Annotated in this window: 22 protein-coding genes and 3 pseudogenes; 13 read left to right on the top strand and 12 right to left on the bottom strand. The window is 66.7% G+C overall.

Going from position 1 to position 20,822, the window contains the following annotated elements; all coding sequences use genetic code 11:
* Positions 1-16: 16 nt before the first annotated feature.
* The 4 genes and pseudogenes from KXD97_RS29185 to KXD97_RS29170 all read right to left on the bottom strand — a co-directional run.
* Positions 17-970 carry a TIGR03564 family F420-dependent LLM class oxidoreductase gene (locus KXD97_RS29185; protein WP_260754499.1) on the bottom strand — a complete coding sequence of 318 codons (954 nt, stop codon included), beginning with the start codon at positions 968-970 and terminating at the stop codon, positions 17-19.
* 12 nt (positions 971-982) lie between these two features.
* Positions 983-1,726, bottom strand: a complete 744-nt coding sequence (locus tag KXD97_RS29180; protein ID WP_260754498.1) for a hypothetical protein — start codon at positions 1,724-1,726, stop codon at positions 983-985.
* Positions 1,727-1,738: 12 nt separating this feature from the next.
* Positions 1,739-2,647, bottom strand: a complete 909-nt coding sequence (locus KXD97_RS29175) for an NAD(P)-dependent oxidoreductase (RefSeq protein ID WP_260754497.1) — start codon at positions 2,645-2,647, stop codon at positions 1,739-1,741.
* A 24-nt stretch (positions 2,648-2,671) separates the two neighbouring features.
* Positions 2,672-3,007: pseudogene (locus tag KXD97_RS29170) on the bottom strand (emopamil-binding protein); the annotation flags it as partial.
* 327 nt (positions 3,008-3,334) lie between these two features.
* On the opposite strand from KXD97_RS29170, the gene KXD97_RS29165 reads away from it, so the two are divergent.
* From KXD97_RS29165 to KXD97_RS29105, 13 genes and pseudogenes are all read left to right on the top strand, one after another.
* Complete coding sequence (locus KXD97_RS29165; RefSeq protein WP_260754495.1) at positions 3,335-4,600, top strand: aromatic ring-hydroxylating dioxygenase subunit alpha; 1,266 nt, start codon at positions 3,335-3,337, stop codon at positions 4,598-4,600.
* 2 nt (positions 4,601-4,602) lie between these two features.
* A complete protein-coding gene (locus tag KXD97_RS29160; protein WP_260754494.1) occupies positions 4,603-4,959 on the top strand; it encodes a hypothetical protein in 357 nt (118 codons plus the stop codon).
* Complete coding sequence (locus tag KXD97_RS29155; protein ID WP_260754492.1) at positions 4,956-6,197, top strand: amidohydrolase family protein; 1,242 nt, start codon at positions 4,956-4,958, stop codon at positions 6,195-6,197. The genes KXD97_RS29160 and KXD97_RS29155 overlap by 4 nt, the downstream gene beginning before the upstream one ends.
* A gap of 57 nt (positions 6,198-6,254) precedes the next feature.
* Complete coding sequence (locus KXD97_RS29150) at positions 6,255-6,707, top strand: MarR family winged helix-turn-helix transcriptional regulator (RefSeq protein ID WP_260758203.1); 453 nt, start codon at positions 6,255-6,257, stop codon at positions 6,705-6,707.
* Positions 6,708-6,825: 118 nt separating this feature from the next.
* Entirely contained in the window at positions 6,826-7,869 is a 1,044-nt protein-coding gene (locus KXD97_RS29145; protein WP_260754490.1) for a ferredoxin--NADP reductase, read from the top strand.
* 24 nt (positions 7,870-7,893) lie between these two features.
* A pseudogene (locus tag KXD97_RS29140) lies at positions 7,894-8,641 on the top strand (SDR family NAD(P)-dependent oxidoreductase).
* 78 nt (positions 8,642-8,719) lie between these two features.
* Positions 8,720-9,991 carry an aromatic ring-hydroxylating dioxygenase subunit alpha gene (locus tag KXD97_RS29135; protein WP_260754488.1) on the top strand — a complete coding sequence of 424 codons (1,272 nt, stop codon included), beginning with the start codon at positions 8,720-8,722 and terminating at the stop codon, positions 9,989-9,991.
* Positions 9,992-9,993: 2 nt separating this feature from the next.
* Positions 9,994-10,323: a hypothetical protein gene (locus KXD97_RS29130; RefSeq protein ID WP_260754487.1), complete on the top strand. Its 330-nt coding sequence runs from the start codon at positions 9,994-9,996 to the stop codon at positions 10,321-10,323.
* A 30-nt stretch (positions 10,324-10,353) separates the two neighbouring features.
* The gene (locus tag KXD97_RS29125) at positions 10,354-11,199 is read left to right on the top strand and encodes a TauD/TfdA family dioxygenase (RefSeq protein ID WP_260754486.1); all 846 of its coding nucleotides are present in this window, start codon (positions 10,354-10,356) and stop codon (positions 11,197-11,199) included.
* 3 nt (positions 11,200-11,202) lie between these two features.
* Positions 11,203-11,760: a carboxymuconolactone decarboxylase family protein gene (locus KXD97_RS29120; RefSeq protein ID WP_260754485.1), complete on the top strand. Its 558-nt coding sequence runs from the start codon at positions 11,203-11,205 to the stop codon at positions 11,758-11,760.
* Positions 11,761-11,858: 98 nt separating this feature from the next.
* Positions 11,859-13,136, top strand: coding sequence for a cytochrome P450 (locus KXD97_RS29115; protein WP_260754484.1), 1,278 nt, complete (start codon positions 11,859-11,861; stop codon positions 13,134-13,136).
* The gene (locus tag KXD97_RS29110; RefSeq protein WP_260754483.1) at positions 13,133-13,324 is read left to right on the top strand and encodes a ferredoxin; all 192 of its coding nucleotides are present in this window, start codon (positions 13,133-13,135) and stop codon (positions 13,322-13,324) included. The genes KXD97_RS29115 and KXD97_RS29110 overlap by 4 nt, the downstream gene beginning before the upstream one ends.
* A gap of 19 nt (positions 13,325-13,343) precedes the next feature.
* Positions 13,344-13,628: a DUF1330 domain-containing protein gene (locus KXD97_RS29105; RefSeq protein ID WP_260754482.1), complete on the top strand. Its 285-nt coding sequence runs from the start codon at positions 13,344-13,346 to the stop codon at positions 13,626-13,628.
* 115 nt (positions 13,629-13,743) lie between these two features.
* Here the strand turns inward: KXD97_RS29105 and KXD97_RS29100 are convergent.
* The 8 genes and pseudogenes from KXD97_RS29100 to KXD97_RS29065 all read right to left on the bottom strand — a co-directional run.
* A pseudogene (locus KXD97_RS29100) lies at positions 13,744-13,845 on the bottom strand (esterase); the annotation flags it as partial.
* Between the two features lie 4 nt (positions 13,846-13,849).
* Positions 13,850-15,055: a cytochrome P450 gene (locus KXD97_RS29095; protein WP_260754481.1), complete on the bottom strand. Its 1,206-nt coding sequence runs from the start codon at positions 15,053-15,055 to the stop codon at positions 13,850-13,852.
* Positions 15,052-15,252 carry a ferredoxin gene (locus tag KXD97_RS29090; protein ID WP_260754477.1) on the bottom strand — a complete coding sequence of 67 codons (201 nt, stop codon included), beginning with the start codon at positions 15,250-15,252 and terminating at the stop codon, positions 15,052-15,054. Before KXD97_RS29090 ends, KXD97_RS29095 begins: the two co-directional genes overlap by 4 nt.
* A gap of 28 nt (positions 15,253-15,280) precedes the next feature.
* Complete coding sequence (locus KXD97_RS29085; RefSeq protein WP_260754475.1) at positions 15,281-16,483, bottom strand: cytochrome P450; 1,203 nt, start codon at positions 16,481-16,483, stop codon at positions 15,281-15,283.
* Positions 16,484-16,591: 108 nt separating this feature from the next.
* A complete protein-coding gene (locus tag KXD97_RS29080) occupies positions 16,592-17,452 on the bottom strand; it encodes an NAD(P)-dependent oxidoreductase (RefSeq protein WP_260754473.1) in 861 nt (286 codons plus the stop codon).
* A gap of 4 nt (positions 17,453-17,456) precedes the next feature.
* On the bottom strand, positions 17,457-18,275 hold the full coding sequence (locus KXD97_RS29075) for an NAD(P)-dependent oxidoreductase (protein ID WP_260754471.1): 819 nt from the start codon (positions 18,273-18,275) through the stop codon (positions 17,457-17,459).
* Complete coding sequence (locus tag KXD97_RS29070) at positions 18,275-19,108, bottom strand: alpha/beta hydrolase (RefSeq protein ID WP_260754470.1); 834 nt, start codon at positions 19,106-19,108, stop codon at positions 18,275-18,277. Before KXD97_RS29070 ends, KXD97_RS29075 begins: the two co-directional genes overlap by 1 nt.
* Positions 19,109-19,152: 44 nt before the next feature.
* The gene (locus tag KXD97_RS29065) at positions 19,153-20,799 is read right to left on the bottom strand and encodes a thiolase C-terminal domain-containing protein (protein ID WP_260754469.1); all 1,647 of its coding nucleotides are present in this window, start codon (positions 20,797-20,799) and stop codon (positions 19,153-19,155) included.
* Positions 20,800-20,822 lie beyond the last annotated feature (23 nt).

Genomic DNA, 20,822 nt, shown 5'->3' with positions numbered 1-20,822 from the left:
TCTGTCGAGGCTTCTGTCAGAGCTCTGCGAGGGCTGCCGACAGGAATTGTGCCGTGCGCTGGCTGGATTCGCGCCGTCGGTGGGTGTCGTCGCCGAGCGGGACGATCCGTGCGGCGAGGTCGGTGACGCCGGCGTCGCGGTACGCGCGCAACCGTGCCAGCACCGCCGCTTCGTCCCCGGCCGCCATGGTGTCGCCGACGTCCTCGGCGTCTCCGTGTTCCAGCAGTGCGACGTAGTTGGGGGAGAAGTGGGCGTGGCCGAGAACCTCGCTGGCATGGGCGCGGGCGTCGGCGGCCTGATCGTTGGTGCACAGCACGACCGGAACGCCGGCGACGATGCGGGGTGCCGGACGGCCGGCCGCCTCGGCGGCGGCGGCGATGCGCGGAGCGACGTGTTCGGCGATCGCACGCTCATCGGCCATCCACAGAATGGTGCCGTCGGCCTGTTCCCCCGCGATACGCAACATCGTCGGTCCGAGTGCGGCGGCCAGCAGCGGCGGTGCGCCGTCGGTCACGTCGACGGGACTGTGCACGTGGTACTCGTCGTTGTCGACGTCGACCCGACCCGGCCCACCGAATGCCCCCTGCAGGACGTCGAGCGCGGCGCGCAGCGTGCGCACCGGTCGGTCGTAGGAGAGGCCCAACTGTCCGTTGATGATCCAGTCGTGGGACAGCCCCAGGCCGAGCGTGAAACGGCCGCCGCACGCGGCGTTCGTCGTCAGGGCCTGCTGCGCCAGGATCATTGGGTGACGTGTCTGGATCGGCACCACGGCCGTGCCGATCTCGATGGCGGTGGTCGACGCGCCGAGCAACGCCATCGCGGTCATCGCGTCCAGATAGCCCGGAACCTGCGGAAACCAGAACGAGCTGAACCCGGCGGCTTCCGCCGCAACACCGTCGGCCAACAGGGCCGCCAGGCGGTCGGATCGGGGGCGCTCCTTGTCGGAGCCGACCATCAGGCCAATGCGCATGGCGCTCCTTGATCACGGCACATGGCGGTCCCATTCGTGCGGCACCACCGGATAGAACGGTGCGGCGAACAGCGGCTGCGCACCGGTGTCCTGCCAGCGCCTGGTCAGTGCCGGCGCCAGCCGCCGCGCCGTGTCGACGGGGTCGTCGTCGAGGAAACAGTACGAGACGGTCTGCCCGGCAGGCGCATTCGCGAGCCGCGCTCCGACGGGCAGCGTGGTCGCCGACCACACTCCTGCCACGCCATCGACATCGAGAAGCTCCGTCGGCGCGGATCCGGCCGTTTCGAGGAGCAGGTACACGCCCCGCGTCGGCCACCACGGCAGGACATCCGCGCCGACCTTGACGCGCGGCGCGGCGACCTTCTCGGCGACGTCGTAGACGCCGCGCTCGACCGGCGGCAGCAGCGGGAGCTTCCGTCCGGCTTCACCGAGCGTCTTCGACAGGGAAAGGAACGACTCCATACCGCCGGGATCGGTGAAGAAGTACGTCATCACGTGGTCGATGTCGTCGTGGCGGTCGCGACTGAACGCGCGGGCGGAGCGGCACGCGGGCGTCGACACCAGCCGCAGCGATGCGCGGACCGCCGACATCCTGTGCTGCTCGGGCCGGTGGTCGAGGGTGTGCCAGCGCAGGTAATCGGCGTCGGTACCGTCGGGGTGGCGTCTGGCCATGGACACAAACAGGGTCGTGACATCTCCGCGGCCTTCGGCCAGGACGCCAGGGACTTGGTCGGAGGGTGTGCCGGGTAGCTGCATTGCCGGGTCCCTTCAGTCCGCGGCCGCGCGCAGCATCTCGGGGCGCCGCGCCTCGATCATCCGCCGGAAGCCTTCTCGCCACGGCACTTTCGTGGTTCCGAGCACCTCGTGCATACGGGTGACATCCGGCCACAGTGGAGTGTGCGCGTCGGGGGTGTACTCGAATATCGGCGCGACACCGACGAGTTCGCCCATGTAGCGGCAATAGTCCTCGACGCTGACCGTCTCGCTGCCGGCCCAGTTGACGACCTGCGGTGGTGTCGCCGCGACCTCCATGGCGCGGATGCCGAGCTCGACGTAATCGTCTTCGTAGATCGGGTTGTAGTTGTTGGGTCTGTCCGGATGCAACCGAATGGGCCTGCCCGCCAGGATCGCGTCGAGGCGGTCGGCCGGCGCGCCGCCCTCCGGTCCGTAGGTCGAGCAGATGCGGATGACCGTCAGCGGGATGCCGTGCCGGCGTGCGATCCATCCGCACACCGCCTCGGCGGCCACTTTGGAGAAGCTGTAGTTTGCGCGCAGTGGAACCCCAGGTGGGTCGTCCTCGGTCAGCGGGCGCTGCCCCCGGTAGCCGTAGATCGAACCGGTCGAGCACAGCACGAAACCCTTGGCCGAACGGCAGTGGTAGAGCAGGTCGCCCGAGCGCTGTGCGTTGGTCTCGAGGCACCGGGTCCAGCCGCTTAGCCCCGGGTCCACCGCGGCATGGAAGACGTACGCGAAGTCGCTTGGCACATCGGACAGATCGCCGATACTGAGATCGAGCGCAAGCGGTGTGACACCGGCCGCCGTGAGCTTGTCGCGGTCGGCCGGATCGCGCAGACGGGCCGCACCCCACACCTCGTTGTGGGGTGCCAGGGCGCGTGCGATCGGATACGCGATCTTGCCGGTGGCACCGGTGATCAAGATCTTCTCACCGTGCAGCATGCGTGCTCTCCCTTCGCTCTTCAGTCATAGCGCATCCGAGCCGCGGACTGCCTGTGCGGTGACGGCGGCGGCCCGGGCGCCCGCACGCCGGGTAAGGTAGTCGATCTGCAGGTGGATCGAGTAGAGAACCAGTGGCGGAAGGACGACGAACGGGATGTTCTCGCCGATGAACTTGAAGCCGAGTCCGAACGCTCCCTGCCCGATGTAGCTGAAGCCGGCGCCGACCTCGGCCAGGAAGTACACCGCCGTGCTGCTCATGAGAATGGCACCCCCGGCGAAGGTCACCCACAGGCACCGGATGCGTGACTCCGTCGACAGCGCCGCACGGATCAGACGCGTCCACATGACGAAAACCGTGATGCGGTGAGTCCAACGCTGACCCCGACGGTCACCAACAGGAACATCGCGAACGTGAAGATGCCGGTCCACGTGTAGATCTTCAACCGAGATTCGGTTCGTGTGCGGCAGGTGTCATCACGTCGCCGGGCACGGTGCCACCTCCAGGGTTGCGTCAGCCGAGTTAATATCAACTACTTGTGATTGCCGGGCAAACCCTATACCGTCGGCGGTGTCGTCTCCTGCGAAATGGCGAAAAGGCAGCTGCGCCTGTGTGTTTGCCTGCGAGACTGGTTCGGTCGCTTCGCGAGGGGGCGGTGCGGCAGTGATGGCAGTCAACAGGAGACGACGATGGCCCGATTTCCCAAACCGCCAGAAGGCAGCTGGACTGAGCACTACCCGCAGCTGGGCACCGGACCGGTGTCCTACGAGGACTCCATCGACCCGGAGTTCTACGAGATCGAGCGCAAGGCCGTGTTCAAGCGCGCCTGGCTGAACGTCGGCCGCGTCGAACAGATCCCGCGTAAAGGCAGCTACTTCACCAAGGAGATGAAGGTCGTCAACACGTCGATCATCGTCGTGCGCACCACGTCGGGCGAGGTGAAGGCCTACCACAACATCTGTCGACACCGCGGCAACAAGCTGGTGTGGAACGATATGCCACTGGAAGAGACCAGCGGCGTGTGCCGCCAGTTCACCTGCAAGTATCACGCGTGGCGCTACGACCTCGACGGCAACCTGACCTTCGTGCAGCAGGAGGGCGAGTTCTTCGACCTCGACAAGAGTCGCTACGGCCTGGTCCCGGTGCACTGCGATGTGTGGGAAGGCTTCATCTTCGTCAATTTCGCGACCGAGCCCGAGCAGTCCCTGCGCGAGTTCCTCGGGCCGATGATCACGAACCTGGAGGGCTACCCGTTTGACCGCATGACCTCGCGCTTCCACTACCGCTCGGAGGTCAAGGCCAACTGGAAGCTGTACATGGACGCGTTCCAGGAGTTCTATCACGCACCGGTACTGCACGCGAACCAGTCGCCGACGGCATATTCGAAGGCCGCGGCGGAGGCCGGCTTCGAGGCGCCGCACTACCGCATCGAGGGGCCGCACCGCCTCGTCAGCACGTCCGGCGTCCGCGCCTGGGAGATGGCCGACGAGATGCGCAAGCCGATCGAGGACATCTGTCAGAGCGGGCTCTTCGGGCCGTGGGACAAGCCGGATCTGGGCGAGATGCCCGCCGGCCTGAACCCGGCGAAATGTGATCCTTGGGGCTTGGATTCATTCCAGCTGTTCCCGAACTTCGTCATCCTGTTCTGGGGGCAGGGCTGGTATCTGACCTATCACTATTGGCCGACGTCCTACAACAGCCACCTGTTCGAGGGCACCGTGTACTTCCCGCAGCCGCGCACCCCGCGGGAACGCATCGCCCAAGAGCTCGCAGCAGTGTCGTTCAAGGAGTACGGGCTGCAGGACGCCAACACGCTCGAGGCCACGCAGTCGATGGTCGAATCGCGGGTGCTGGACGACTTCGTGCTGTGCGACCAGGAGGTCCTGATCCGGCACCTCCATGCCGAAACCGCCGCGTGGGTCGAGGATTACCGGCGCAAGACGGCGGGGGTGTGACGATGAGCGTCGACATCGACGGTGTGGCCGGGACCGCGAAACTGCCCCCGGAATTCGCCGATCTCGAGGAGTTCTCCGACTGGTGCCTGGGCTCGGAACCGGAGCGCTACGCGAAGCGGTTGAACAGCACGATGGCCGAGCTGCAGGCCTTCTACGACGCGATCACCGCGCGGGCCGAGGAGGCCATCGCGTACTGCGACAAGTTCTCCCTCGACGATCTACCCGAAGACGTGCTGAACCTGATGCACATGCTGTATTCGATGGTCCAGGCGTCGTTCCCGGTCGAGTGCTGGAAGCAGCCGAAGGTGCCCGACACCGGCGCCACGTCGCTGGACTGCGACGTAGAACCCGTCCCGTGACCACGACGGTCGTCAAGGCGGCCCGGTGGGTCGACGTCGAGGCCGGGGTGGTCCGGTCGCCGGCGGTCGTGGTGGTCGACGGCAACCGCATCCGGACGGTCGATCCGGCCGAGGAGCCGCCGGTCGACGCCGAGGTCATCGACCTCGGCGACATGACCCTGGTGCCGGGGCTGATGGACATGGAGCTCAACCTGCTCATCGGCGGCCCGGGCGGTCCGGAGGGACTGCCCAGCCCGATGCACGGGGTGCAGGACGACCCCGCCTACCGCACCCTGCGCGGCGCGGTCAATGCGCGCACCACGCTGGACGCGGGTTTCACCACCGTGCGCAACCTCGGCCTGATGGTCAAGACCGGCGGATACCTGCTCGACGTCGCGCTGCAGCGCGCGATCGAACAGGGGTGGCACGTCGGCCCGCGGATCTACCCGGCCGGGCACGCGGTCACCCCGTACGGCGGACATCTCGACCCGACGGTGTTCCAGCGCCTGGCTCCGGGAATCATGCCGCTGTCGGTCGCCGAGGGCATCGCCAACGGTGTCGACGACGTCCGGGCATGCGTGCGCTATCAGATCCGCCACGGCGCCAAGCTGATCAAGGTGTCCGCGTCGGGCGGGGTGATGTCGCACAGCACCGCTCCCGGCGCGCAGCAGTACTCCGACGACGAATTCGCCGCGATCGCCGACGAGGCGCACCGCGCCGGCGTCCGGGTCGCCGCACACGCCGTCGGGGACAGTGCGATCCGCGCATGCATCCGCGCGGGTATCGACTGCATCGAACACGGCTTCCTCGCGACCGACGAGACCATCCAGATGATGGTCGACCACGGCACATTCCTGGTCTCGACCACCTACCTCACCGAGGCGATGGCCATCGACCGGATCGCACCGGAGCTGCGCAAGAAAGCCGAAGTGGTCTTTCCGCAGGCGCAGTCGATGCTGCCCAAGGCGATCGCCGCGGGAGTGCGGATCGCCTGCGGCACAGACGCTCCGGCGGTCCCGCACGGGCAGAACGCCAAGGAGTTGTGTGCCCTCGTCGCCCGCGGAATGACGCCGATGCAGGCGCTGCGCGCTGCGACGGTGACCAGCGCGGAACTGATCGAGGCTGACGACGAACTCGGACGGCTCGCTCCCGGGTACCTTGCCGACATCATCGCGGTCGACGGTGATCCCAGCGACGACATCACGACGATGCTCAATGTGCGTTTCGTGATGAAGGACGGCGTCGTCCACAAGGGGTGACCAAAGCGGCGGTCAGACGGCTAACGTCTAGGCATGGAGGCGCGTGACGTGGCGGCTATCGAGCTCACCGACAACATCCTCTGGCTGCTCAAACAGGCCTTCTACTTCTCGCTGACCAGCGTGAACGAGGCCGTCAGCGAGCACGGGGTGAGCACCGCCCAGATCGGGGTGTTGCGGCAGCTGTCCAACGAACCCGGCCTGTCCGGTGCAGAACTCGCCCGGCGGCTGCTGATCACCCCGCAGGGCGTGCAACTGGCCCTCACGGCCTTGGAGAAGCGTGGTCTGGTCGAACGAAAGCAGAATCCCGCGCACGGTCGCATCCTGCAGGCGTTCCTGACCGATGACGGACGCAAGGTGGCCGCGGCGGTGGTCCACGATGCGATCGCGGCGCACGACAAGGTGTTCGGCGTGCTGTCGAAGGCCGAGCAGGACACGCTGCGCGAGCTTCTCGGCCGGGTGGTCGAGCAGGGTACCGGCCACGAGCTGTACGCCGACCACATCGACACCTGATCGCCGAAATCGCATTCCGCGCGGTCATTTCGCGGTTATGGGCGCGTGGAATGCAGTTTCGGCGGGTTGAGTATCAAGCACTTGAGATTAATGACAAGTACTTGATATCCTGGCGTGGATGGCTGAGGAACTGACAGTCGGGGATTCCGCAGGGTTTGCGCCACTGCGCATCATGCGCGTGGTGCGCGAAACCAGCGATACCGTGTCCCTGGTACTCGACGTGCCGGAGCACTGCTCGCACCGCTTCCGCTACAAGGCGGGCCAGTTCCTGACGCTGCAGGTCACCGTCGGAGGGCGCGACCTGCGCCGGTGCTACTCGATGTCGTCGGCGCCGGTCGACGACGAGTTGCGCATCACCGTCAAGCGCGATCCGGGCGGGGTGGTGTCGAACTGGATCAACGACACCGCCGCCGAGGGTGACGCGCTGCACGCCGCACCGCCCGCGGGCAGATTCGTTCTGGCCGAAAATGTTTCGAACACGAGGCCATTGATCGCGTTCGCCGGCGGCAGCGGGATCACGCCGATCATGTCTCTGGTGCGCAGTGCGCTGGCCGATTCGGGGCGGCCGATCAGACTGCTCTACGCCAACCGCAGCCGCGAGTCGGTCATCTTCGCCGAACCGCTGGCGCGCCTGGCCGAACAGCACGCCGGACGGATAACGATCGAACACCACTACGACGAGGACGGCGGCGTGCTCACGGCCTCGACCGTCGAGTCGTTCGTGGCTGGTGTCGGTGATGCGGACTTCTACATCTGCGGGCCCGCCCCGTTCATGGACACCGTCGAGAAGGCCCTGCTCGGCGCCGGTGTGACGAAGCAGCGCCTGCATCTCGAGCGTTTCACGCTGGCCGAGGTGCCGCCCGGCGTCACGGACGACACCGCGCAGGTGTGCGAGGTAGTCGTCATCGAACTGGACCGCCGAAAGACCGTCGCGGCCTACCGGCAAGGTGACACACTGCTGCAGACCGCACGGCAGAAGGGCCTGAAGGCGCCCGCATCCTGCGAAACCGGCTCCTGCGGAACCTGTATGGCCAAGGTGGTCGAGGGCAGTGCGCGGATGTTGAACAACGACGCACTCGATGAGGACGAGGTCGAGGAGGGCTGGGTGGTGACGTGTCAGGCGCTGCCGACCAGCCGCACAGTCCACGTGATCTATGAGTAGGAGCGTATCGATGAGATGCAGACGATGACGCGCGTAGCGGTCGTGACCGGCGGTGCCTCCGGCATGGGCGAATCGACCTGCCACGAGCTGGGCCGGCGAGGGCACAAGGTGGCCGTGCTGGACCTCAACGGCGAAGCGGCACAGCGGGTTGCCGAGGAGCTACGCGCCGACGGCGTCACCGCGCTCGGTATCGCGGTCGACGTGACCGACCGTGCGGCCCTCGAGGAGGCCTTCGCCAAGGTACGCACCGAACTCGGGCCGGTGCACATCCTGGTGACCAGCGCGGGCCTCGTCGACTTCGCGCCGTTCCTGCAGATCACGCCCGAATCGTGGCAGCGCCTGATCGACGTGAACCTCAACGGCACCTTCCACTGTGCGCAGTTGGCGATCCCGGACATGCTCGACGCCCGCTGGGGTCGCATCGTGATGATCTCGTCGTCCAGCGCGCAGCGCGGCTCACCGGGCATGGCGCACTACGCGGCGTCCAAGGGGGCGCTGATCTCGTTCACCCGTTCGCTGGCGCGGGAGTACGGGCCGCTGGGGATCACGGTGAACAACGTCCCGCCCTCGGGCATCGAGACGCCCATGCAACGACAGTCCCAGGCGGCCGGGTTCCTGCCGCCCAACGAGCAGATGGCGGCCAGCATTCCAGTCGGCCACCTCGGCACCGGCGACGACATCGCGGCCGCCGTCGGGTTCCTGTGCTCGGAGGAGGCCGGGTTCATCACCGGCCCAGACCCTCGGTGTCAACGGCGGGGCGGTGATGGGATGACGACGGCCTTGCGCATTACCGCCGACATGCGCAAGGCGATAGACATTCGCGGCACGACGACAAGGGGGAGGGGTTCGAATGGCCAAGTGGCCCAAGCCCGCTGAGGGCAGCTGGACCGAACACTATCCAGAGCTCGGTACCGGACCGGTGTCATTCCGCGACTCGATCTCGCCGGAGTTCTACGAACTGGAGCGCGAGGCGGTGTTCAAGCGGGCGTGGCTGAATGTCGGCCGCGTCGAGGAACTGCCGCGTGTCGGAAGCTATCTGACCAAGGACATCGACGCGGCGAAGACGTCGGTCATCGTGGTCAAAGGCCGCGGCGAGCAGATCCGCGCCTTCTACAATCTGTGCCGGCACCGTGGAAACAAGTTGGTGTGGAACGACTTCCCGAGCGAAGAGGTCAAGGGCGCGTGCCGCCAGTTCACGTGCAAGTACCACGGGTGGCGCTACGGTCTCGACGGCGAACTGAAATTCGTCCAGCAGCCCGGCGAGTTCTTCGACCTCGACACCACGAAGTACGGCCTCAAACCCGTGCATTGCGACGTGTGGAACGGCTTCATCTTCATCAACTTCGATCCCGAGCCCCGTCAGACGCTGCGCGAGTTTCTGGGCCCGATGATCACCGCGCTGGACGACTATCCGTTCGAATTGATGACCGAGCGTTACGACTTCGTCGCGCACAACAACAGCAACTGGAAGATTTTCGCCGACGCGTTCCAGGAGTACTACCACGTGCCGTCACTGCATTCGCAGCAGGTGCCGACCGAGGTGCGCCAGCCGAACGCGACTTTCGAGTGCGGGCACTTCCAGATCGACGGGCCGCACCGACTCGTGTCGACGGCCGGCACCCGCCGGTGGCTGCTCGCACCCGAGTACATGTACCCCGTCGAAAGGGCCACGCGCAGTGGGCTGGTGGGACCGTGGCGGACCCCGGAGACCCATCAGTCGGCCGGGCTGAACCCGGGCGGCATCGAGCCGTGGGGCATCACCAATTTCCAGATCTTTCCAAACCTGGAAATCCTGATCTACCACGGCTGGTACCTGCTGTACCGGTACTGGCCGACGTCGCACAATACGCACAAGTTCGAGGCCTACAACGCGTTCCACCCGGCCCGCACCGTGCGCGAACGGATCGAGCACGAGGTCGCGTCCGTCGTGCTGAAGGAATTCGCGTTGCAGGACGCCGGGATGCTCGGCGGCACCCAGGCGGCACTGGAGTACGGCCTGAACGAGCCGGTAGTCGACGACTACCCGCTCAATGATCAGGAGATCCTGGTCCGTCACCTCCACCATGTCGCTGTCGACTGGGTGAAGCGATACAAAGCCGAACGCGACGCGGTGGGGGTGTGACCATGGCGCGCCTACCCGACCCGTTCGCCGAGTATGAACCGTTCGCCGAGAAGTGGTGCCTGGCAACCGAACCCGAACGATGGGAGGCCCGCCTGAGCACACCGATGCCGGAGATTCACGCGTTCTACGACGCGTTCTCGCCGCGCTTCGAGGAAGCCATCGACTACTGCGACAAGTTCCCGCTCGACGAGCTGCCCGACGACGTGCTCAACCTACTGCACCTCGTCTACTCGATGATCATGGTGTCGATGGCCGTCGAGGTCTTCGGCACTCAGAAACCCGCCGATTCCGCCGACGCCGTGATCGACCGCGTCAGCGCACCGGTGCCGTGACAGACCCATCTCCGCAACGGACAGGACCCCATGACTTTGCTGACGGTCAACAAGCTGACACCCTCGGTCGGTGCCGAAGTCCTCGGCGTGGATCCTGACCGGCTCGCCTCCGACGACTCACTGGGTGCGGCGGTGCTGGACGCACTCGAGGACAACGGGGTGCTGGTCTTCCCGGATCTCGGACTCGATCCCCAGGCGCAGGTCACGTTCAGCCGCCGGCTCGGTGCCGTCGACCACTCCTCCGACGGTCACCACCCCGTTCCCGGCATCTACCCGATCACTTTGGACAAGTCGAAGAACAAGTCGGCCGCCTACCTGCGCGCCACCTTCGACTGGCACATCGACGGCTGCACCCCAACCAACGACGAGTGTCCGCAGAAGGCCACGGTGCTGTCCGCCGTTCAGGTCGCCGAACGCGGTGGTGAGACCGAATTCGCCAATTCCTACGCGGCCTATGAGGCGTTCACCGACGACGAGAAGGAGCGCTTCTCGCGGTTGAGAGTTGTCCACTCACTGGAAGCCTCGCAGAGCCGGGTCAACCCGAACCCGACGCCCGAAGAGCTCGCGCGCTGGCGCTCCCGTCCCACCCACGAGCATCCGCTGGTGTGGACGCACCGTAGCGGCCGCAAGTCGCTGGTGCTGGGCGCGTCGGCGCACTACGTGGTCGGTATGGACCGCGACGAGGGGCAGGCGCTGATGGCCGACCTGCTCGACCGCGCCACCCGCCCCGAGCTGGTGTACAGCCACCGCTGGTCCGTCGGCGACACCGTGATCTGGGACAACAACGGCGTGCTGCACCGCGCTGCGCCGTACGACCCCGACTCGCCGAGAGAGATGCTGCGAACCACGGTCCTCGGCGACGAGCCGATCCAGTAGTCGATGGCCGATCCTATCGCCGATCTCCATGTGCCGCGGGTGGCGCCGCTGCCTGAGGACCAGTGGGACGACCGGGCCCGAGATTCGTTGCGCCCGTTGCTCCCAGCCGAGCGAGCCAACCTCCGAGACGCGGGCAACGTGCTCGGCACGCTCGTCCACCACCCGGCGTTGACCCGGGCCTATCTGACGTTCAACGCGCACCTTCTGGTCGGTTCGACGCTGTCGCCCCGCGAGCGTGAAGTGGCCCTGCTGCGCGCCGTGCACGTCCGTCGCTCGGACTACCTCTGGGACCACCACGTGCCGATCGCCCTGCGGGCCGGCCTGACGCAGGCTGAGATCGACTCGATCGCCGCGGGCGAGCCCGCCCACCCGGCTGACCGGCTGCTCGTGCGCGTCGTCGACGAACTCGACGCGACCAACGCGCTCAGCGACGAAACCTGGTCGGAGCTACGTGAACAGTTCGACGAGCGGCAGGTCATGGACCTGATCTTCACCGTCGGTTGCTACCAGCTGCTCGGCACGGCAGTGAACGTCCTGGGCATACAGCCGGAGGGGCTTTGACAGGAGTCCTCGTTGACGCCACGCGGCCGGTATGAAAACCTGATACGCAAGAATGAGAATCACGTTCTCGCAGCGAGAGACCGTCGAACGGAGCGAGCATGGCCGAAGACCTCACCACGGTCGACTTCTTCAGGGACAGCCGCCTGACGGACGACCCGTACACGTTCTACGAAGCACTGCGCAACAAATGCCCGGTCGCCCGCGAAGACCACTACGGCGTCACGATGGTCACCGGTTGGCAGGAGGCCGTCGACGTCTACAACGACTCGGAGACGTTCTCGTCCTGCATCTCGGTGACCGGCCCGTTCCCGGGGTTCCCGGTATCGACCGAGGGCATGGACGACATCACCGACCTGATCGTCGAGCATCGCGACGAGATCCCGTTCAGCGACCAGCTGCCCACGCTGGACCCGCCGACGCACACCAACCACCGCGCGCTGCTGATGCGCCTGATCACACCCAAGCGTCTCAAAGAGAACGAAGACGCGATGTGGCAGCTCGCCGATGACATCCTCGATGACTACCTGACGCCCGGTGAAGGCGAGTTCATCAAGGGCTTCGCCGCTCCGTTCACGCTGCGGGTGATCGCCGACCTGCTCGGTGTCCCCGACGAGGACCGACCGGAACTGCTCGAACGGCTCGCCAAGGGCACCCACGGCGGCGGGCTCGGCAACGCCGAGAAGACGCTGACCAAAACGCCGCTGGAGTATCTCTACGAGGTCTTCGCGACCTATGTCGAGGACCGACGCGCCGAACCCCGGGACGACGTGCTCACCGGACTGGCCACGGCGACGTTCCCGGACGGCACCCTGCCCGAGGTCGGCGACGTGGTGCGCGTGGCCACGAACGTGTTCTCTGCAGGGCAGGAGACCACGGTGCGGCTGCTGAGCACGGCGTTGAAGGTGATGGGCGACCGGCCCGACATCCAGGAGAGGCTGCGCGCCGACCGCAGTCTGCTGCCGAACTTCATCGAGGAGTGCCTGCGCATCGAAAGCCCGGTGAAGGGGGATTTCCGGTTGTCACGGGTTCCCACCACCGTCGGCGACCAGCCGCTGGGAGCGGGGTGCACCGTGATGGTCATCAACGGCGCCGCCAACCGGGATCCGCGCCGGTTCGAGGACCCCGACACCTTCGACCCCGAGCGTAAGAACGCGCGCCAGCACCTTGCCTTCGGCCGGGGAATCCACAGCTGCCCGGGGGCGCCGCTGGCCCGCGCCGAGACCCGCGTCGGCCTGGAGCGACTTCTGGACCGCACCACCGACATCCGTATCTCGGAGAGTAAGCACGGCCCGGCCGGCAACCGGCGCTACGAGTACATCCCGACCTACATCCTGCGAGGGCTCACCGAACTGCACCTGGAGTTCGACGTCCGATGAAGGTGACGGTCGACGAAGATCGCTGCGCCGGCCACGGAATGTGCCTGACGCTGTGCCCTGACGTCTTTCAGATGACGGACGACGGCTGGGCTGTCGCCGATCCCGAGACGGTGCCCGCCGGCCTGGAAACGGCTGCCCGCGAGGCCATCGACAACTGTCCCGAACGAGCAATACGCGAAATCGACTGAAGAGCAGGAGCATTCAACTGTGGCCAAGGGCTATGTGATCATCACCGAGGACATCAAGGACCCGGCCGGCATGGCCGAGTACGGCAAGCTCGCCAGCCAGACGATGGCCAATGCCAAGGTGCTGGCGTTCGGGCCGCCTGCCGAAGTTCTTGAGGGACAGTGGCACGGCACCCAGACCGTGCTCCTGGAGTTCGAATCCGTGGAAGCGGCCAAGGAGTGGTACTACTCCGACGAATATCAGGCCGCGGCGAAACTGCGGCAGGCTGCCGCCGACTGCAACGGCGTCATCGTCGCCGGTATCTGACCTGCATCTGATCTGCTTCTGATGCACGCTCGGCGTGCTAACACCGCCGCCGAGCGTGCGCGAAATGCTTGTCCGCAGCGGTGTGTCGCCCGCAGACACGCACGCTCGCGGTGGTGTCGACGGCGACCGCGTCGTGGCCCATCTGCCTCAGCTCGACGGCGGTGCGTTCCCAGCACCATGCAGCGTGAAAGCCGCCGTGCACAAGAACGAATCGCATCGGGCTACCTGAGTACCCGGACGGGCACGTGCGACCAGCCCGCCACGTTCTGCATCGCCACCCGCCGGCACTGGTCCCACAGCACCTCGTAGCGGGGCATGAAGTCCAGCAACCGTTCCAACGCGATCGCGCTCTCCATCCGCGCCAGCGCGGCGCCGAGGCAGCTGTGCACCCCGTAGCCGAAGCCGAGGTTCTGCGCCTCGGTGCGGTCGCGGTCGATGTCGAACGTGTCCGCGTCGGTGAAGGCCTCCGGATCGCGGTTGGCCGAACCGCCAAGCAGGAACACCGGTTTGCCCGCCGGGATGGTCACACCGTGCAGCGTGACCTCCTTCATCGAGCGCCGCACGTTGTACTGCGCCGGCGCCTCGTACCGCAGCAGTTCCTCGACCGCGGCCGGGATCTTGCCGCGGTCGTCGAGCAGCTTCTGCCACTGGTCCGGGTTCTGGGCGAAGATCACAGCGGCGTTGCCGATCAGCTTGGTCACGGTCTCGGCACCGGCGCCGCCCAGAAGCGTTGCGAATCCTGCGATCTCGAAGTCGTCCAGGCGTTCCTTCTGACCGTCCTCACGTTCGATCTCGGCCTGCACCAAGCGGGTGAACATGTCGTCCTGCGGTTCGGCACGCCGTTGTTGGATCAGTTTGTAGTACAGCCCCATCGCCTGCGCGATGGCCTCCTGACCCTCCGAGGACATCTCGATCTGGCCCGGCTCACGGTGCAGCGAGGTGTCCACCCACTGGCGTACCTGTTGCCTGCTCTCGGCCGGCACACCCAGCATCTGGGTGATCACCTCGACCGGGAAGAACGCCGCGAAATCCTGTACCACGTCGAAGCGGTCCGGGTCGGCCGACGAGAAGCACCGGTCGATGGTCTCGATGACCATGGGTTTGAGATTCGCGATCTGGCGGGGTGTGAAGACCTTGTTGACCAGGCTGCGCATCTGGCGATGCTCCGGTGGGTCCATCAAGATGATCATCTTCATCGGCAGCGGCTCGCCGGATTTCACCATCGCCAGATCGAGACCGTAGGCCGACGAGAATGTCTCGTAGTCCTTGAACGCCGCGGCGACGTCGGCATGCCGGGACAGCGCGTAGAAGTCGTACTCGGGGTTGTAGTACACCGGCGCTTCGGTGCGTAGCCGCCGATAGATCTCCCACGGGCCGTTGAAGAACTCCTCGGAGAACGGGTCGAAGACGAGCTCGGTAGCGGTCATACGTCCTGTATCGAAATCGCTTGCCGTGGGCACTGCCGGACGGATTCCCTGACGCCGTGCTCGTTCTCGGGCGTCACCTCATCCTGTAGGACGTGCAGATAGTCGTCCTCGTCGAGATCGAACACCTCCGGGATGATGCCCATGCACACCCCGTTGCTCTCGCAGAGGCCGAAGTCGACGACAATCTTCTGAGTCACTGAAGTGTCCTCCTCGTCGCGCAGGCCCTCACCTCAACACCCGCACCGGCACGTGGTGGTACCCGGCGACGTTCTGCATGTGCACCTTCTCCAGTCCGTCGAAATCAACCACGAACCGGGGCATGAAATCAAGCAGATGCTCGAGCGCGATCGTCGTCTCCAGCCGGGCCAGCGCGGCGCCGAGGCAGCTGTGGATGCCATAGCCCAGACCGAGGTTCTGCGCCTGCGTGCGGTCGCGGGTGATGTCGAAGGTCTCGGCGTCGTCGAACGCGCGCGGGTCACGGTTGGCCGCCGCCTTCATCAGGAACACCGGCTTGTGCGCGGGGATGGTGCCGCTGGGGACGTGGGCTTCCTTGACGGTGTAGCGGACGTTGTACTGCACGGGCCCGACGTAGCGCAGCAGCTCCTCGACCGCGTCCGGTACCAGACTGCGGTTGTCGAGCAACATCTGCCACTGTTCGGGGTGGCGGGCGAACTCCACAACGGCGCTGCCGACCAGCTTGGTGACGGTCTCCGCGCCGGCCCCGCCGAGCAGCGTGGTGAAACCGGTGATCTCGATGTCGTCGAGCTTGCGCATCTGCCCGTTCTCGCCGGGGATCTCCGCCTCGATAAGGCGGCTGATCATGTCGTCCTGCGGGTTCTGCCGCCGTTCCTGAACCAGGCCGTAGTAGTAGACACCCGAGTCGATGTTGGCCTGCATGTTCTCGTCGGACCATTCGAGCTGGCCGGGTTTGCGCTCGAGACCCTTGTCGATCCAGTGCCGAACCTGTTGCCGGAACTCCTCGGGAACTCCGGCCATCCGGGTGATCACCTCGACGGGGAACGGCCCGGAGAAGTCCTGCACGACGTCGAAATTGTCGGGATCGACCTGGGACAGGTAGTGCTCGACGAGCTCGATGATGGTGTCCCGCTGAGACTGAATGGCTCGGGGAGTGAACGCCTTGTTCAGCAGGCTCCGCATGTGGCGATGCTCCGGCGGGTCCATGAAAATTATCGACTTCACCGGACCCTCTTCCGAGCGCACCATCGCGAGATCGCATCCGCGAGCCGACGAGAACGACTCGTGATCCTTGAGCGCGGCCGCGACGTCAGCATGGCGGGTCAGTGCGTAGAAATCGCCTTCGGCGTCGTAGTAGAGCGGCGCCTCGTCCCGCATCCTGCGGTAGATCTCGTACGGGTTGTCGAAATAGTCCTGAGAGACCGGGTCGAAACGGAGTTCAGGAGCGGTCATGGGGTGTTCCTCCTTCACGGCGGGCTGGAGGCCGGAAGCTTTACGGGAAGTGTCTCAACCGTAACGCTAACAGTTGCTGTGATCCAGCACAGGATTCTGCGGGCTTTGCTATCGGCGTGGTCTGCCACCGCTCGGCGTGGCCACGACGGTGTCGAGGAGCCCCTCAAGCGCCCCCAGGTCCGCTCCGGTTTCTGCCGCGACCTCACGCACCACCGCGACGTCCTTGCCGAGGAACTCGCCGACCGAGTCGATGAACGACCGCACCGACCCGCGAGTGCCGACGATCTCGGCGGCGCGGCTGGCGCCGCTGCCGTGGCCGAGCGCGTCGAGCAACGCGGTCTCGTCGACACCCACCCGCGCGGCGAACGCTGCTGCCTCACTCAGCATTCCGAGCTGCGCCGCGAACAGCGTGTTGTTGATCAGTTTCATCCACTGGCCGGCGCCGAGCCCGCCCATATGCAGGATCGGGTCACCGTACGCGGCGAGTACAGAGCGCGCCCGCTCCACGGCCGCGTCCTCACCGCCCACGAAGAGCGTGATGTGTCCGGCGGCGATGTCGTGAGGGCCGCCGCTGACCGGTGCGTCCACCACGGCGACCTCAGGCGCCCGGGCGGCCAGCAGCCCGGCGGTGGTCGGGCTCCCAGTGGTGTGGACGACCAGCACCGAACCCGCCGGCATGGCGGCGAGCAGGCCGTCGTCCACGCACACCTCGCGCACCTGCTCGTCGGTGAACACGCACACCACAACCACGTCGGCGTCCTCGGCCAACGCCGTCACCCCGGCCACCGGCGAAGCGCCCAACTCCTCGATGTCGGCACGTTTTTGGGGTGTCCTGCCCAGCACCCGCACGGCGTGGCCGGCCTGGACCAGCCGCTCGACCATCGGAGCGCCCATGCGGCCCGCGCCGACGAATCCGACGGTGCTCATCGCGGCTCTCCGCTCTTCGCTCGACCGCTCGTCGCGGCGCAAGCGCTCATCGCCGGTGATCCATTGCCTCCAGCGCCGCGTCGGCCGCCGTGAACACCGCTCCCTCCGGCGCTTTTGCCGCCGCCGCCAGGCTGGCGGCGTGCCTGACGTCCTTCTGCAGCAGCGCCCCGGCGATCGGCGCCAACCCGTCGAGGGTGCCACCGAACACCGAGATGCTGCCCACCGCCTTGCTCGTCGCCGAACCCCGATTGAGCACCTCGACGAGCTTGTCGCGGGGGATACCCAGTGACTCACCGAGCTCCAGGGTGCTCACGGCGCTCCCCAGGTTCGCACTGAACAGCAGGTTGTTGAGGATCTTGGTGTTCTGACCGCTGCCGAGCGGACCCAGGTGCACGATCGGGTCGGCGTACGTCGCGAACACCGGCCGGCACCGCTCGGCGACGTCTTCGTCACCGCCCACCATGACCAGCAGCGTGCCCTGCTCGACCGCGGGCCCGCCACCGCTGACCGGGGCGTCGATCACCGAAACACCCTGCGCGGCTGCCTTGTCCGCGATCTCGCGGCACGTGTCGGGATGGACGGTGCTGTGGATCGCGATGATCCCGCCCTCGGCGAGCCCGGCCAGCACGCCGGTATCCCCGTAGAGCACCTCGCGGACGTCGTCGTCACCCACCACACACAGGCACACCAGGTCGCTGGCGGCGCCGAGGTCGGCCGGCGTGGCGACCGTCCTGGCGGGCGTGTCGGCATACGGTTGCAGGCTGGCGGGCCGCCGTGCCCACAGTGTCGTCTCGAACCCTCCCTCGGCGATCCGACGCGCCATGGGACCTCCCTGGCTGCCCAGCCCGATGAATCCGACCCGCATCAGCTCGCCTCCACGTGATCTCGATCGCGGTCCTCTATGTCCGCGATGCACTCTTCGATGAACGACAACACTTTTCGGTGATACTCGCCGGCGGTCAGCCCGACGGACAGGTTGTGCCCGCTGCCCGGCATCTCGTTGACCTTCACCCGCGGCGCGGCGGCGAACAATTCAGTAATGGCCGCGACAGCCTGCGAATCGGTCTGCCAGACCTTCTCGTGCTCGGCGATGCTGAACTGCACGGGCACGCGCACCTCGGCGGCGATCGCGGGAAAATCCCGTCGGGCCCAGTGCGCCGTCACCTCTCCCTCGTAGGCCACCCCGGGCGAGGACAGTGCGCCGGTGAGCACCTCGGCGGGGTAGAGGTCAGCCGGTTCCCACAGCAGATCGCGCAGGCCGGCGGGCCGGTTCGTCACCGTCGCCGAGGCGATGATGTCCTTGGCCGCGTCGCTGTACCGCAGGCCGGTGCCGGACAACTCGACGCCGAGGACGTCGTCGCGAGTGGTCGCAAGCCGCAGCGCGAGCTCACAGCCTGCCGAGTGCCCGAGCACGAACACCCCGGCGCCGCAACCGGTCCCGGTGAGAATCTTGTCCACCGCGGCGGAAGTGGCGGCGACCCGGCGGGCCGGATCGGTGAACTCGCGGGCATAGACCGCCGAGGTGCCGTAACCGGGGCGGTCCAACGCGAGCGCGGTGAAACCGGCGGCGGCAGCGTGCTGTAACAGCGACAGCTCCGGGTGGCCGGGGCAGTCGAAGTACGCCGAAGAGGTCGCGCCTCCGTGCACGGCGACGATCACCGCGCGGGGATCCGGCGCCTGCGCGACGAGAGCCGACATCGGGATCCCGTCTATCAGGACGACCCGTGGACGTGGAGCCACGGTCAGGTACCGGTCCGCAGCAGCATGACACCGCTCGGCGTCAGCCCGCCGCTGCTCACGACGGCCACCCGGGCATCGGCGACCTGCCGGTCGCCTGCCTCGCCCCTCAGCTGAGACACGGCCTCGTGGACCAGGCCCATGCCGTGCGTACGGCCATGGGACAGCTGGCCGCCGTGGGTGTTGAGCGGGATCACCCCGTCCCGGGCGATCGCGGTGCCGCCGTCGAGGAAGTCCTTGGACTCCCCGATACCGCAGAATCCCAGCGCCTCCAGCCAGGACAGGCAGTTGAACGTGAACCCGTCGTACAGCTCGGCGACGTCGACATCGCCAGGCCGCAGCGATGTCCGTGTCCAGAGGTGCGCGGCCTGCCCGAGCACCTGCGGCTCGTGGGTGAGCGTCGTCTGATCCCAGTCGGTGCGCTCGATGATCTGGGTGCCGACCGCCTCGAAGTACACCGGCGTCTTGGGGGCGTCGGCGGCGGCGTCGACGGCGGAGACGACGACCGCGACGGCACCGTCACACGGCACATCGCAGTCGTAGAGGCCGAACGGGGTGGTGATCAGCCGTGCGTTGAGGTAGTCCTGCATCGTCATCGGGTCGCGATAGATGGCGGTCGGGTTGAGCGCCGCGTTGGCGCGCTGGTTCAGCGCGATCCAGCCGAGGGTCTCCTTCGTGGTGCCGTAGCGGTGAAAGTGCCGCTGCGCATTGAGCGCCAGTGTGTGAGCTGCCGAGGTGGCGCCGAACGGCGCCTGCCAGTTGTTCACCCTGGCGCCACCCGGCGGTGAGACCTTGCCTTCCTTCATCAGCTGGTTGAACGTGGCCTCCCACAGCGTGCGGAAACACAGCACGTGCCGGGCCATCCCCGTCGCGACCGCCATGACCGCCGCGATCACCGATCCTCCGGGGCCGAAGGTGTCCATGCCGCCGTTGATCCAGGTCGGCCGGATGCCCAGCGCCCCCTCCAGCGCGGTGACGCCGCCTTCGCCCATGCCCATCGCGTCCATCGCCGGATAGGTGGACAGCCCGTCGATGTCGGCCAGGGTCAGCCCGGCGTCGGCGATCGCCGCTTCACACGCCTGCAGGGTCAGCGACAACGGCGACACCATCAGGCGCCGCCCCATCTTCGAGGCGCCGATGCCGGTGATCGCGGCCGCGTCCTCGAACTTCTCGGTCGTCAGCATCGGCCGGACGAATTTCGGGAAGTCCTGCGGCGCGATCTCGTCGTCGGGCAGGGGCGCCGTCTCCGGCTCGGGGGTCGGCCGGAACAGCGGCAACCACACGTCGTCGTTCTGCTCGAAGACCACCTCGACGACGCGGCCCAACTCGAGTTCGTCGGGGTCGCAGTCGACGATGTTGGTGGTCAGGCGAACCCGCGGGTCCTCCTCGATCGCCACCTGCGCCACCACATACGGGGCAGGAAGCCCCGGGATGGAGAACCGGTGGTTGACGGTGAACGCCGACAACACGGCGCGGCCGGACACCTCGCGAGGGCCCATGTTGTGGCTGCGGCAGTAGCGGCACACCGGCTGCGGTGGATGGATCAACGCTTTGCAGTCTCCGCACTCCTGGATGCGCAGCACCCCGTCGGCGCCCGATGTCCAGAAGAACTCGTTGTCGAATGTCAACTGCGGCAGTGGAAGTCGGCTCATCGCTTCCCATCTTTCTTCGCGCA

This window comes from Mycobacterium sp. SMC-8, from assembly GCF_025263565.1.
Classification (GTDB): domain Bacteria; phylum Actinomycetota; class Actinomycetes; order Mycobacteriales; family Mycobacteriaceae; genus Mycobacterium.
This window is presented reverse-complemented; position numbering and strand designations above follow the sequence as displayed.